Source organism: Herbaspirillum sp. C7C8 (assembly GCF_022627875.1).
Taxonomy (GTDB): Bacteria; Pseudomonadota; Gammaproteobacteria; order Burkholderiales; family Burkholderiaceae_D; genus Herbaspirillum.
The window spans coordinates 132,284-145,403 of the sequence record NZ_JABXGG010000002.1 but is presented as its reverse complement, the minus strand read 5'-3'; the positions used below and the strand labels follow the sequence as shown (position 1 = coordinate 145,403).

11 protein-coding genes are annotated in these 13,120 nt (G+C 63.0%); 6 read left to right on the top strand and 5 right to left on the bottom strand.

Annotated features, from left to right (window positions below):
- Nucleotides 1-367: 367 nt before the first annotated feature.
- On the top strand, nucleotides 368-844 hold the full coding sequence (gene greA / locus HWE01_RS02940; protein ID WP_013233401.1) for a transcription elongation factor GreA: 477 nt from the start codon (nucleotides 368-370) through the stop codon (nucleotides 842-844).
- Between the two features lie 134 nt (nucleotides 845-978).
- Here greA and yhbY read toward each other — a convergent pair whose 3' ends face one another.
- Nucleotides 979-1,437: a ribosome assembly RNA-binding protein YhbY gene (yhbY, locus tag HWE01_RS02935; RefSeq protein ID WP_008326832.1), complete on the bottom strand. Its 459-nt coding sequence runs from the start codon at nucleotides 1,435-1,437 to the stop codon at nucleotides 979-981.
- A gap of 76 nt (nucleotides 1,438-1,513) precedes the next feature.
- Here yhbY and HWE01_RS02930 point away from each other — a divergent pair, with 76 nt between their 5' ends.
- Complete coding sequence (locus tag HWE01_RS02930; RefSeq protein ID WP_008326838.1) at nucleotides 1,514-2,161, top strand: RlmE family RNA methyltransferase; 648 nt, start codon at nucleotides 1,514-1,516, stop codon at nucleotides 2,159-2,161.
- 5 nt (nucleotides 2,162-2,166) lie between these two features.
- On the opposite strand, the gene HWE01_RS02925 is transcribed toward HWE01_RS02930, so the two are convergent.
- A complete protein-coding gene (locus HWE01_RS02925; RefSeq protein WP_241821050.1) occupies nucleotides 2,167-2,571 on the bottom strand; it encodes a hypothetical protein in 405 nt (134 codons plus the stop codon).
- Here HWE01_RS02925 and ftsH point away from each other — a divergent pair.
- The 4 genes from ftsH (at nucleotide 2,543) to HWE01_RS02905 (ending at nucleotide 7,703) form a co-directional block, all read left to right on the top strand.
- Entirely contained in the window at nucleotides 2,543-4,432 is a 1,890-nt protein-coding gene (gene ftsH / locus HWE01_RS02920; RefSeq protein WP_008326840.1) for an ATP-dependent zinc metalloprotease FtsH, read from the top strand. The genes HWE01_RS02925 and ftsH overlap by 29 nt on opposite strands.
- A gap of 245 nt (nucleotides 4,433-4,677) precedes the next feature.
- Complete coding sequence (gene folP / locus HWE01_RS02915; protein ID WP_241821049.1) at nucleotides 4,678-5,526, top strand: dihydropteroate synthase; 849 nt, start codon at nucleotides 4,678-4,680, stop codon at nucleotides 5,524-5,526.
- A gap of 124 nt (nucleotides 5,527-5,650) precedes the next feature.
- Nucleotides 5,651-6,985 (top strand): phosphoglucosamine mutase, encoded by a 1,335-nt coding sequence (gene glmM, locus HWE01_RS02910; RefSeq protein ID WP_175344490.1) that lies wholly within the window; start codon nucleotides 5,651-5,653, stop codon nucleotides 6,983-6,985.
- Nucleotides 6,986-7,010: 25 nt separating this feature from the next.
- Nucleotides 7,011-7,703, top strand: coding sequence for a response regulator (locus tag HWE01_RS02905; RefSeq protein WP_008326843.1), 693 nt, complete (start codon nucleotides 7,011-7,013; stop codon nucleotides 7,701-7,703).
- 80 nt (nucleotides 7,704-7,783) lie between these two features.
- Here HWE01_RS02905 and HWE01_RS02900 read toward each other — a convergent pair whose 3' ends face one another.
- The 3 genes from HWE01_RS02900 to HWE01_RS02890 all read right to left on the bottom strand — a co-directional run bounded on the left by HWE01_RS02900 (nucleotide 7,784) and on the right by HWE01_RS02890 (nucleotide 12,848).
- Nucleotides 7,784-9,085 (bottom strand): c-type cytochrome, encoded by a 1,302-nt coding sequence (locus HWE01_RS02900; protein ID WP_241821048.1) that lies wholly within the window; start codon nucleotides 9,083-9,085, stop codon nucleotides 7,784-7,786.
- On the bottom strand, nucleotides 9,082-9,816 hold the full coding sequence (locus HWE01_RS02895; protein ID WP_241821047.1) for a c-type cytochrome: 735 nt from the start codon (nucleotides 9,814-9,816) through the stop codon (nucleotides 9,082-9,084). Before HWE01_RS02895 ends, HWE01_RS02900 begins: the two co-directional genes overlap by 4 nt.
- 545 nt (nucleotides 9,817-10,361) lie before the next feature.
- Nucleotides 10,362-12,848 (bottom strand): penicillin-binding protein 1A, encoded by a 2,487-nt coding sequence (locus tag HWE01_RS02890; RefSeq protein ID WP_008326854.1) that lies wholly within the window; start codon nucleotides 12,846-12,848, stop codon nucleotides 10,362-10,364.
- Nucleotides 12,849-13,120 lie beyond the last annotated feature (272 nt).

The window sequence follows — 13,120 nt, the reverse complement described above, 5'->3', positions numbered from 1 at the left end:
CGCCGGCAGGCAAAGAGGGCATCTGAGCAATCGATGCCCTCTCTGACTTTTGGACGACACCCTGCGGCCACAACATGTTCAATGTTGCAGGGCAGATCCGTCCGGGGACGCTAAGGACATGACGCCATCGGGCCTCACGCATGTGGATTTGCGCGTGGCGTCATGTCCTTAGCGGCTCTGAGTCAGAGCGCGTGTTGTTGAAGAGCTGACGGAATCCTGCAGCAACGGTCCGTTCACCAGTCAGACTGTTCCCGTAAAAACAACGCTTGTCCGCCAGGTTGGCGGCGCGGAGATCTTTTTGCGTGTTCAGCGGCCGGCGGACCTTGGATGCGTCTTCCGTGTAACCCTAACCTTGAGCAAGAGACTTATGAGCACAGTTCCCCTTACCAAGCGTGGCGCCGAACTTCTGAAGGAAGAATTGCACCGTTTGAAAACCAAAGACCGTCCGGAAGTCATCAATGCGATCGCCGAAGCGCGCGCGCAGGGTGACTTGTCCGAAAACGCCGAATACGAGTCGGCCAAGGAGCGCCAGGCCTTCATCGAAGGCCGTATCGCCGACCTGGAAGGCAAGCTGGGCGCGGCCCAGATCGTCGACCCGGCCGAACTGAACGCCGAAGGCCGCGTGGTCTTCGCCTCCACCGTGGACCTGGAAAACCTGGACAGCGGCGAGAAGGTGACCTACCAGATCGTGGGCCTGGACGAAGCCGACATCAAGGAATCCAAGGTTTCCGTGACCTCGCCCATCGCCCGTGCCCTGATCGGCAAGAGCGCCGGTGACGTGGTGGCCGTGGAAGCCCCCTCGGGCCTGAAGGAATACGAAATCCTGGAAGTGCGCTACGTCTGACGTAGTCCGCCGCATCCGTCCCGCGCAGAGCAGGGCGGATGCGGCATTGATCCTGCCGCAACACCGACGCCGGAAATGAAAATGCCCGCATCAGCGGGCATTCTGTTTTGTGGACCGTGGCCCCGTGGCGGCGATCAGCCAGCGCTCTTCTTGGTGCTGCGCTGGCGCGGCTTGGCCTTCTTGACCAGACCACCGGCGGTGATGCGTTCGTTGCCCTTGAGCATGACCTTGCTCACCGAAGGACGCTTGGTGGCGTGCGACTTGACGATGGTCACTTCGCGCAGGCCGCCCTTGGCGCCGGCAGCGGCTTTCTTGCCTTCGTCCTTTTGCGGGCGATACAGCACCAGCAGCTTGCCGATGTGTTGTACCGGCGCGGCCTTGAGCTCGGCGCAGATGGTTTCGTAGATCGCGATGCGGGCTTCGCGGTCGTCGCCGAAGACACGAACCTTGATGAGGCCGTGGGCGTTGAGGCTCTTGTCGATTTCCTTCATGACGGATTCGGAAAGGCCACTTTCGCCTACCATCACGACGGGGTTCAAGCCATGGGCCTGGGCGCGCAGTTCGCTGCGCTCGGCGGGAGTCAGATTCAACATGGGAGTGCAGGTTCGGGACGAGGTCTCGGCGGCGCCAAGTTGTCCCTCAATGAGATAAAACCAGTATTCTACGCGAATGGCAAAGAACAAACTGAACAAAAACTGGTTACACGACCATATCAACGACCCTTATGTGAAGTTGGCACAGAAGGAAGGTTATCGCGCGCGTGCCGCCTACAAGCTCAAGGAAATCGATGAGGAAGAACGTCTCATCAAGCCCGGGCAGGTGATCGTCGACCTCGGCTGCACCCCCGGCAGCTGGTGCCAGTACGCCCGCAACAAGCTGGCCGGTGCCGAGGGGGGCGGCATCCACGGCACCATCATCGGGCTGGACATCTTGCCGATGGACCCGATTGCCGATGTGCACTACATCCAGGGCGACTTCCGCGAAGACGAGCCGGTGCGCCAGCTCGAAGCCGTGCTGGAGGGGCGCAAGGCCGATCTCGTGCTCTCGGACATGGCGCCCAACCTGTCGGGCGTGGCCATCGCCGATGCCGCACGGGTGGAGTACCTGATTGACCTGGCCATCGATTTTGCGCAGCTGCACATGAAACCTGGCGGCGCTTTGCTGGTCAAGTGTTTCAACGGGACCGGCTACAACGAACTGGTGCACAAATTCCGGGCCGAATTCAAGACGGTGATGTCCAAGAAACCCAAGGCCAGCCGCGACAAGTCGTCCGAAATCTTTCTGCTAGGGAAAATCCTGAAAAATCCTCGCAGTTAAATCGGTTAAAGTTGATTCAAAACCGGTTCGTCATCCGCAATCCAGCGCAAAATCTGCTGTAAAACCGGCGATTTAGTGAATTTTCCCGCCTTGTTTTGCCCGATTTCAGCCTTATATCGATTTCTGGAAATCGTTAGTCTGTCTGAATCGGTGACAAACTTGGCGACAAACAGGCCTTCCCCGCCCGTCTTCAAGCTGATGACGGAATGGCAAAGAAATGAGCCTGCAGCCTGGTGCGACGCGTTGTTGTGCGTTGCGCGATGGCACAGCAGGGCGGGGCGAGGCTGGTCGGACGGCGGTTTTCCGTGTAAGGGTGGTTGAATCCGGGTAAAATCGGACGATACAAAGGCAACGTGGCGCGCAGGCGTCGGAGGAGTTCCAGTGAACAATATGTTTTCCAAGGCTGCCATCTGGGTAGTCATCGCGCTCGTGCTGTTTATGGTGTTCAAACAGTTCGACAGCCGCAGCATGGCGACCAATGCCAAGCCGATCGCGTATTCGGACTTCATCTCCGAGGTCAAGGCCGGACACATCAAGGACGCGACCATCGAGGATCGCAACATCATCGCCACCACTCAGGACGGCACCAAGGTCAAGACCGCGACCACCATCCTGGATCGCGGCCTGGTCGGCGACCTGTTGAACAATGGCGTGAAGTTCGACGTGCGCCAGCCGGAAGAGCAGTCCTTCCTGTCGCAAATCTTCATTTCCTGGTTCCCGATGCTGCTGTTGATCGGCGTCTGGATCTTCTTCATGCGCCAGATGCAGGGCGGCGGCAAGGGCGGTGCGTTCTCCTTCGGCAAGTCCAAGGCGCGCATGCTCGATGAAAACAGCAATTCGGTCACCTTCGCCGACGTCGCCGGTTGCGACGAAGCCAAGGAAGAAGTGCAGGAGCTGGTCGAATTCCTGCGTGACCCGACCAAGTTCCAGAAGCTGGGCGGCCGCATCCCCCACGGTGTGTTGATGGTCGGCCCCCCGGGTACCGGTAAAACCCTGCTGGCCCGTGCCATCGCAGGTGAAGCCAAGGTCCCGTTCTTCACCATTTCGGGTTCGGACTTCGTGGAAATGTTCGTCGGCGTGGGCGCATCGCGTGTGCGTGACATGTTCGAGAACGCCAAGAAGCATGCTCCCTGCATCATCTTCATCGACGAAATCGACGCCGTCGGTCGCCATCGTGGCGCCGGCATGGGCGGCGGCAACGACGAACGCGAACAGACCCTGAACCAGATGCTGGTGGAGATGGACGGTTTCGAAGCCAACTCCGGCGTCATCGTCATCGCCGCTACCAACCGCGCCGACGTGCTGGACAAGGCGCTGCTGCGTCCGGGCCGTTTCGACCGCCAGGTGATGGTCGGCCTGCCCGACATCCGTGGCCGCGAACAGATCCTCTACGTCCACATGCGCAAGGTGCCCATCGCGCCGGACGTCAAGGCCGACATCCTGGCCCGTGGTACCCCCGGTTTCTCCGGTGCCGACCTGGCCAACCTGGTCAACGAAGCCGCCCTGTTCGCTGCGCGCCGCAACAAGCGCCTGGTGGAAATGCAGGACTTCGAAGATGCCAAGGACAAGATCGTCATGGGTCCGGAACGCAAGTCGGCCGTGATGCGCGAGGAAGAGCGCCGCAACACCGCCTACCACGAGTCCGGCCACGCCGTCGTCGCCAAGCTGCTGCCCAAGGCCGATCCGGTCCACAAGGTCACCATCATGCCGCGTGGCTACGCCCTGGGCCTGACCTGGCAGCTGCCGGAGCATGACCGCGTGAACATGTACAAGGACAAGATGCTGGAAGAGATCTCTATCCTCTTCGGTGGTCGTATCGCTGAAGAAATCTTCATGCACCAGATGTCCACCGGCGCTTCGAACGACTTCGAGCGCGCTACCAAGCTGGCTCGCGCCATGGTTACCCGCTACGGCATGTCCGTGACCCTGGGCACCATGGTGTATGAAGATTCGGAGCAGGACGCCTACTTCGGCCGCATGTCCTCCAAGACCGTCTCCGAAGCCACCCAGCAAAAGGTGGATGCTGAAATCCGCAGCATCCTCGACGAGCAATACGCCCTGGCCCGTCGCCTGCTGGAAGAAAACCGCGAGAAGGTCGACGTCATGGCTAAGGCCCTGCTGGAATGGGAAACCCTGGACGCCGATCAGGTCAACGACATCATGAACGGTGACGAACCGCGTCCGCCGCGCAATGGGACTCCCGTCAAGAAGTCGCCCTCGGACGGCAATCGTTCCGGCGACGTCTCGCCCAACGCCACGGCTCCGGCCTGAAGCGTGAAGGCTGCGGCGAAGAGCCCGAGCGGCTGAGACCGCAGGTTTGATGAAGGTGAGGAGCGATCCTCACCTTTTTTATTTGGCAGATGAAAAACCGTGCAGTCGATGACGCGCTTGCCGGACAAAAGTATAAAGACGGTCCATCGGCGGTGTATCATGCAGCCGCAGAGCGATGGCAGGCGGCGCAGCCTCCGCAAGGTCGCTACGTCGGACAACTCATCCGCACCACCCACAACAGCAAGATGACGCAAGCATTTCTCAAGTGCGGCAGGTTCCGCCTGCCGGTCCAGTCTGGCCGCCGGCCGCTGGTCATGGGCATTCTCAATGTGACGCCCGATTCCTTCTCCGATGGCGGCCGCCATCACTGCCTGGAGCTGGCCCTGACCCATGCCGAACAGATGATCGCCGACGGGGTCGACATCATCGACATCGGTGGCGAGTCGACCCGTCCCGGCATCGCCCCGCTGTCCTTGCAGGAAGAGCTGGAGCGCGTCATGCCGGTGATCTATGCCCTGCGCGACTGCGGCAAGCCGATCTCGCTGGATACCTACAAGCCCGCCGTCATGCGCGAAGCGCTGGCCGCCGAAGTGGACATGATCAATGACATCAATGGTTTCCGTGCCGAGGGCGCCATCGATGCGGTCAAGGACAGCGAGGCCGGCCTGTGCGTGATGCACATGCAGGGGCAGCCGCAGACCATGCAGCAGGAACCCCGATATGAAGATGTGGTGACCGAGGTCGCCCAATTCCTGCAGACCCAGGTCGACCTCATGCGCGCAGCCGGCATCGGACGTGAACGGATTTGTATCGATCCCGGTTTTGGCTTTGGCAAGACTGTGGAGCATAATCTGGCTTTGCTCAAGAACACGCGCCGACTGATCGACATGCTGGACCTGCCCCTGCTGGCGGGCATGTCGCGCAAGTCGATGATCGGCGCCGTCATCGGCAAGCCGCTGGAACGCCGCATGGCCGGCAGTCTCGGCGCGGCGCTGGCGGCGGCGCAGCAGGGCGCGATGATCATCCGGGTGCATGATGTGGCCGAGACGGTCGATGCACTGGCCATGTGGCAGGCCGGGCGCGCCGATCGGTAGGCACAGCGGCAATGCAGCTTCGGACCTCACCGATCATCGGGCAGCAACCCATCGTCTTCACTGGAGACAGGCCGACGCCTTCGCCCGGCCAGCAAGACATCGACAAGCAATAAAAAGGATCAACATGGCAGCAAAATATTTCGGCACCGATGGTGTGCGCGGTCGCGTAGGCGTGGCACCCATTACCCCTGATTTCGTCATGCGCCTGGGCTATGCTGCCGGCAAGGTGCTGGCCAAGTCCAAGGATGGCGTGGCGCGTCCCACGGTGCTGATCGGCAAGGACACCCGCATTTCCGGCTACATGCTGGAAGCCGCCCTGGAGGCCGGTTTCGCAGCGGCTGGCGTGGATGTCTGGCTGGCCGGGCCACTGCCGACCCCGGCCGTGGCCTACCTGACCCGCGCCCAGCGCCTGTCGGCCGGCGTGGTGATTTCGGCCTCGCACAACCCCTATCACGACAACGGCATCAAGTTCTTCTCGGCCAAGGGCAACAAGCTGCCCGACCAGGTCGAGGCCGACATCGAAGCCGCCCTGGAGCAGCCCATGGAGTGCGTTCCCTCCGAGAAGCTGGGCAAGGCACGCCGCCTGTCGGATGCGGCCGGCCGCTACATCGAATTCTGCAAGAGCACCTTCCCCAGCGCCATGGACCTGCGTGGCATGCGCCTGGTGGTGGACTGTGCCAACGGCGCGGCCTACAACATCGCCCCGCACGTCTTCCATGAGCTGGGGGCCGAAGTCATCACCATCGGCAATCAGCCCGATGGCCTGAACATCAACGAGGACTGCGGCGCCACCGCGCCCAAGTCGCTGGTAGCCGCGGTGCGTGAATACCGCGCCGACCTGGGCATTGCCCTGGACGGCGACGCCGACCGGCTCATCATGGTCGATGGCCATGGCCGCATCTACAACGGCGATGAACTGCTCTACCTGATGGTCAAGGATCGCCTGGCCACCGGCCCGGTCGATGGTGCAGTTGGTACCCTGATGACCAACATGGCCCTGGAAGTGGCCTTCAAAAAGATGGGCGTGCCCTTCGCGCGCGCCAAGGTGGGCGACCGCTACGTGCTGGAAGTGCTGCAGGAAAAGGGCTGGCTGCTCGGCGGCGAAGGTTCCGGCCACCTGCTGGCGCTGGACAGGCATACCACCGGTGATGGCATCGTCTCGGCGCTGCAGGTCCTGTGTGCCCTGAAGCGCGCCGGCCAGAGCCTGGCGCAGATGACCGGTGACATCACCCTGTTTCCGCAATCGCTGATCAATGTGAAGATTCCGGCCGGCTATGACTGGAAGTCCAACGCCGCCCTGCAAGCCGAGAAGCTTGCGGTGGAAGAGGCGCTGGGCGAGCGCGGCCGCGTGCTGCTGCGACCGTCCGGCACCGAACCGCTGATCCGCGTGATGGTGGAAGCCGAAGAAGCCGAGCTGGCGCGTACCATGGCCCAGCGTATCGCGGCCAAGGTACTCTGATCGAGCCACAGCGAAGCCAAGGAAGATGTCAAAAGAGCTCCCCCACATCCTGATGGTCGAAGACGAACCCAGCATCGCGGAGCTGTTGCGCTTTACGATGCAGGGAGCGGGTTTTGCCACCACCATCGCCACCGACGTGGCCCAGGCCCGCAAGCTGATCGCCGAATCGCTGCCGCACGTGGTGCTGCTGGACTGGATGCTGCCCGACAGTTCCGGTCTGGTGCTGCTGGCGGAGCTGCGGCGCGACCAGCGTACGGCGGCGCTGCCGGTCATCATGCTCACCGCCAAGGGCATGGAAGAAGACAAGGTCAAGGGCTTGAACGAGGGCGCGGATGACTACGTGACCAAGCCGTTCTCGCCCAAGGAACTGGTGGCACGGGTGCAGGCCCTGCTGCGTCGCAAGACGCCCGAGATCGGCAGTCAGGCACTGCGCTACGGCGACATCAGCATCGACGTCGAACGCCGCCAGGTGGCCGTGGCGGGCAGGTCGGTGGCGCTGGATCAGGCCGAGTTCAAGCTGCTGCGCTATCTGGTGGCGCATCCGGAACGCATCTTTTCGCGCGCCCAGTTGCTCGACAGGGTCTGGGGAGACCACACCTTCATCGAGGAGCGCACGGTCGATGTGCACATCATGCGCCTGCGCAAGTCGCTGGGTGATCTGGCGTACTACGTGCAGACGGTGCGCGGCATGGGCTACAAGCTCAGTACCGAGCACTGACGTTTCTTCATCCATGAATGAAAAAGGCGATATCCGGATCGCCTTTTTTTCGAGCCGGACCCAGGATGCGCTGCGCAGGATCAATCCAGCGGCACGCTGCGATAGCGGTTCACCTCCGAGGCCGAAACGAAGCCGCTCTGGTTGCCCCAGCTATTGCGCACATAGGAGACCAGTGCGGCCACCTCCTGGTCACTGAGCTGCGGACCGAAGGGTGGCATGCCGAAGGGGTAGGGGTTGCCTGTCGTGGAGGGCGGGAATCCACCATTGAGCACGGCCCGGATGGCATTGACCGGCTCTGGCCCGGCAATGGCATGGTTGCCCGCCAGCGGCGGATAATCCGGTGCGCTACCCTGGCCACGGCCGCCGTGGCAGTCCACGCACAGACTTCCGTAGAGCTTCTTGCCCTGCTTGAGGATGCGTTCGGCCTCGACGGGTTCCGGTTGGGCGGCCATGCCATCCTCGGGCAGGGCTTGTGCCGGCAGCGACTTCAGGTAGACCGCCATGGCGCCGATATCCTCATCGTTCAGATACTGCAGGCTGCGCCCGACGATTTCCGACATCGGCCCCAGCGAGGCGGCGCGCGGCGAGACGCCGGTCTTGAGCAGGGCGGCAATGTCCGTCTCGCTCCAGTTGCCCAGGCCATGCTCTGCTCCATGCAGGGGCGGCGCATACCAGTCCAGCCCCGGGATCATGCCCCCGGCCAGTGCCAGCGGCGCAATGCTGGCGCCGGCCCGGTTGCGGGCGCTGTGACAGGCGCTGCAATGGCCAGCCCCTTGCACCAGGTAGGCGCCCCTGTTCCACTGGGCGGAGCGCGCCGGATCAGGCTGGTAAACAGCCGGTGTGAAGAAAAATGCGCGCCACAGGCCCAGCAGCGGCCGCTGGTCGTAGGGGAAGCGCAAATCATGTGAACGATTGGGCTGAACTACGGGAGGCAGGCGGCGCAGCCAGGCGAACAGGGCATCGCTGTCGTCGCGGGTGAGGCGGGTGTAGCTGGTGTAGGGGAAGGCCGGGTAGAGGAAACGGCCATCGCGTCCACGTCCGTGGTGCAGGGCGCGCCAGAAATCGTCGGCGCTCCAGTCGCCCAGGCCGGTGGCCTTGTCCGGCGTGAGATTGGTGGTGTAGAGCGTGCCGAAGGGAGTGGCGATGGGGCGGCCACCGGCATAGGCCGCACCGCCGCGCACCGTATGGCAGGCCATGCAGTTGCCGGCGTGTGCCAGGTATTGCCCCCTGAGTCGCTGCGCTTGCGCATCGGTGACCGGGGTGGCCACACCGGTATCTTCGCTGCGCAGGCTTTGCCAGGCGATCACGCCGGCGGCCAGCGCCACGACCGCCAGCACGCTGCCCAGCAGCATCCCCAGTCCCCGACGCAAGATCTTGTTCATCGTGCCGCTCCTGCGTCGGCAGGACCCGGCGGCATGCTGCCGCAGGCCACCGGGAGTGGCTGGGGCAGGCTGCGCGCCGGGGCATAGTCGGCCGGCACCGGCTGGGAGGACAGCCAGCTGCTGACGGCATTGATGTCTTCCGGACTCAGGGCCCGGGCAATCTTGCCCATGCAGTCCGGTGCGCTGGCAGTGCGCTCGCCATTGCGCCAGGCTCCCAGTTGCGCATTGATATAGTCGTGCGGCAGGCCCAGCAATCCCGGAATGCCCGGCTGTACGCCGCCCAGCCCGACGCCATGGCAGCTGGCGCAGGCAGCAATGCCCTGCGTCGGCTTGCCCTGGCTCACCAGCAGGCGCCCCCGATCCAGTACGGCGGTGCCGGCGTCGGCGGGAACCGGCGGCGGATAGGGCGGATGCTGGTCGGCGAAGAAGGCGGCGATCTGCCGGAGATAATCATCCGAAAGATTGCCCAGCAGGTAATTCATCATCGGATAACGGCGCCGTCCATCACGAAAACTCTGCAGCTGATTGAGCAGGTATCCCTCCGGCTTGCCGGCGATGCGCGGATAGTAGCCATCGGCCGTGGCCCGCCCCTGCTTGCCATGGCAGGCGATGCAGGCGGCCATGCGTTCGGCCATGCCCGGCATCGTACCCGGCTTGTCCGCCGTCGGCTGGGCCATGGCCAGGCCCGCTGTCATCCATGTCCCCAGGGCAGTGACTGCAAGCTTCTTCATATTTATTGTGGGCGAGCGCATCGGCCTATTGTAGTGCAAGGCCGTTGCGGCGCATGGGAAGCTTGCAGCTTTGCAAGGGCGGGCGCAGCGGATACAATAGCGGCCTTGTTGCCCCCGTAGCTCAGTGGATAGAGCGATCCCCTCCTAAGTCAAATTGGGCAGCGGATGCCGAAAGGCGCCGCCTGAATGGAGTCAAAGTCGGTGAACCCTGACAGCGCATGCTTTTGAGCCTGCGGCTGCTGGCAATACCGAGCCAAGCCGGTTTCCTCGGAAGCCGGAAGGTGTAGAGACTAGACGGCTCCGGCCTCCCGATCTTGCTCGCCAGGGCAGGGTCCATGGCCAAGGTATAGTCCAGACTGCAAACATCCGGTCATCTGTATCTGATGGTGGCGAAAGCCATAGCGGTATGAAGGGATAGGTCACACGTTCGATCCGTGTCGGGGGCGCCAGACAAAAGGAAACGGGCACTTCTTCGGAAGTGCCCGTTTGCTTTTGCCGTCCCGCTCCTGAAGTGCCAGGTGCCAGGCCCCAGGCCCGGCCCGGCTTCAATGTCCCTGGTTGGTGTTGTCCATGAAGCGCCGTGCGTTCTCGTTGAGGGGACGGCCCGCCGGTGCGCCCGGTAGCGTGCGCGGGGTGCTGGGGGAGGACCCGGGCAGGTTCGGCGCCGCCTGCGTATTGCCCTGTTGAGCGCCCGGTGCAGCCGGGGTGGAGCTCGGTGTCCAGCCGAAGAAGTTTGACAGGGCATCCACCACTGTCACGCCCACATTGGTCACCAGACCGTTGTTGGGAGTGAAGTTGTCGTAGTAGGGTTCGCCATCGATGAAGCGGATGCCGTCCGGCACCGGCAGGTCGAACTGCGGCACCCCCTTGAGGGCCTTGGCCATGTAGTCGACCCAGATCGGCAGCGCCAGCTGCGCCCCGAATTCCTTGCTGCCCAGGCTCTTGGGCTGGTCGTAACCCATCCAGGCGACGGTCGCCAGGGTGCGCTGATAACCGGCGAACCAGCCATCGACGGCGTCATTGGTGGTGCCGGTCTTGCCGGCCAGGTCGGTGCGGCCGATGCTGTTGCTGCGCGCGCCGGTACCGCTCTGGGCGACCGACTTGAGCATGCTGGTCATCATGTAGCTGTTGCGTTCGGCCACCACGCGCGGCGCGCCATTGCCCACGATCAGCGGATCCGCCTTGGACAGCACCTTGCCGCGCGCATCGGTGATCTGCGAGATCAGGTAGGGCTGAATCTTGTAGCCGCCGTTGGCAAAGACCGAATAGGCCGCCGAGAGCTGCAGCGGGTTGGTCTGGCCCGCGCCCAGCGCCATGGGCAGGTAGGGCGGGACCTTGTCGGCATCGAAGCCGTAGGTGCCGGTGATGAACTCCCGCGCATAGGGCACGCCGATATAGTCCAGTGTACGGATGGCCACCAGGTTCACCGACTTCTGCAGAGCGGTGCGCACGGTCATGGGGCCGGCCGGGGTTTCGTCATCCTTGGGTTCCCAGTTCGGTTGGCCGGGGCCGGCCGGATAGGAAACCGGGGCATCGTTGACGATGGAGGCCGGGGCAAAACCCTTCTCCAGCGCCGCCGAATAGATGAAGGGCTTGAAGGTCGAGCCCGGCTGGCGCCAGGCTTGGGTGACGTGGTTGAAATTGTTCTGGGTGAAGTCGAAACCACCGACCAGGGCGCGGATGGCACCATCCTGCGGCACCACCGAGACCAGTGCCGCTTCTACCTGCGGCAACTGCACCACCTGCCAGTTCTGTTTGGCGTCCTGCATCACGCGGATCAGCGCGCCGGGGGCGATGCGGATCTCCTTTTTGGCCTTCTCCGACAAGGCCGCAGCGACGAAGCGCAGGGCCTCGCCCTTGATGCTGATCTTGTCGCCGCTGCGCAGCACCGCATCGATCTGCCTGGGGCTGGCGGCCACCACCACGGCGGCCAGGATGTCATCGTTGTCGGGGTGGTCGTCCATCACGTCGTCGATGGCCGCGGCACGATCGTCGGCGTTGGCGGGCAGGGCGATGGTTTCTTCCGGACCGCGATAGCCGTGGCGGCGGTCGTAATCCATCACGCCCTTGCGCACGGCCTGGTAGGCGGCCTGCTGGTCGGCTGCATTGACGGTGGTGTAGACGTTGAAGCCCTGGGTATAGGTGTCTTCCTTGTACTGCGCGTACACCATCTGGCGCACCATTTCATTGACGTATTCGGCGTGGATGCTGTACTGGCTGCCCGGTGCGCGCACCTTCAGTTCTTCCTTGGAAGCCTTGTCGTACTGGGCCTGGGTGATGAAACCCACTTCCAGCATGCGCTGCAGGATGTACTGCTGGCGGATGTGGGCGCGCTTGGGATTGACGATGGGGTTGTAGGCCGAGGGAGCCTTGGGCAGGCCGGCCAGCATGGCGGCTTCGGCCAGGGTGATGTCCTTGAGGTCCTTGCCGAAGTAGGTGCGGGCGGCGGCGGCGAAGCCGAAGGCGCGCTGGCCCAGGTAGATCTGGTTCATGTAGACCTCCAGGATCTGGTCCTTGGTCAGGGCATGTTCGATCTTGTTGGCCAGCAGCACCTCGTAGAGCTTGCGGGAGAAGGTCTTCTCCTTGGTCAGGAAGACGTTGCGCGCCACCTGCATGGTGATGGTGCTGGCCCCCTGCGAGGCGCTGCCGCGAAGAATGTCGGCTACCAGCGCGCGGGCGATGCCGATCCAGTCGATGCCGCCGTGTTCATAGAAACGGTAGTCCTCGATGGCCAGCACGGCATTCTTCATGTCGGCCGGGATGTCTTCAAGCTTGACCAGGCTGCGTTTTTCTTCACCAAATTCGCCCAGCAAGACCTTGTCTTCGGACCAGATGCGCAGCGGTACCTTGGGGCGGTAGTCGGTGATCAGGTCCAGCGAGGGCAGGCGCGGGTTGATGAAGATCAGTGCATACACCACCAGCAGCGCACCGGCCACACCCAGACCGAGGATGGACAGACCGATGAACTTGGCGATGTTGGGATTGAGGAAGCCGCGCTGGCGGCGCAGGTCTGGCAGAGAGGAAAAAGGCATGGGATGAGCGGGAATCGGAATGCGCTATCTTACCGCATCACGCCGCCAGCCCGGCGGCCCGGCCTTGGGCAATGCTTAACCAGTTGTAACATGGCTCCCGAACGACGGGGAAATTCGAGCTTTTGTCGCTATTTTTCATCAATCCCGTTGCTTTGATGCAAACCGGAGTGATTCTGCGTCCCGCGATGGAGCGTGGCTGCGCTTAAATCAGCATTTCGGCGGCGCAGTCGGTACAATGCCGCTCTTGCGCTTTTTCCCGCATCAAGCGCCTT

Bases quoted from the DNA above. Each gene is read 5' to 3' on its own strand.
- glmM (WP_175344490.1), top strand. From the start codon at position 5,651: ATGGCAGCAAAATATTTCGGCACCGATGGTGTGCGCGGTCGCGTAGGC.
- HWE01_RS02925 (WP_241821050.1), bottom strand. From the start codon at position 2,571: ATGGCAGCCTTGGAAAACATATTGTTCACTGGAACTCCTCCGACGCCT.
- HWE01_RS02905 (WP_008326843.1), top strand. From the start codon at position 7,011: ATGTCAAAAGAGCTCCCCCACATCCTGATGGTCGAAGACGAACCCAGC.
- HWE01_RS02890 (WP_008326854.1), bottom strand. From the start codon at position 12,848: ATGCCTTTTTCCTCTCTGCCAGACCTGCGCCGCCAGCGCGGCTTCCTC.
- greA (WP_013233401.1), top strand. From the start codon at position 368: ATGAGCACAGTTCCCCTTACCAAGCGTGGCGCCGAACTTCTGAAGGAA.
- HWE01_RS02930 (WP_008326838.1), top strand. From the start codon at position 1,514: ATGGCAAAGAACAAACTGAACAAAAACTGGTTACACGACCATATCAAC.
- yhbY (WP_008326832.1), bottom strand. From the start codon at position 1,437: ATGTTGAATCTGACTCCCGCCGAGCGCAGCGAACTGCGCGCCCAGGCC.
- folP (WP_241821049.1), top strand. From the start codon at position 4,678: ATGACGCAAGCATTTCTCAAGTGCGGCAGGTTCCGCCTGCCGGTCCAG.
- HWE01_RS02895 (WP_241821047.1), bottom strand. From the start codon at position 9,816: ATGAAGAAGCTTGCAGTCACTGCCCTGGGGACATGGATGACAGCGGGC.
- HWE01_RS02900 (WP_241821048.1), bottom strand. From the start codon at position 9,085: ATGAACAAGATCTTGCGTCGGGGACTGGGGATGCTGCTGGGCAGCGTG.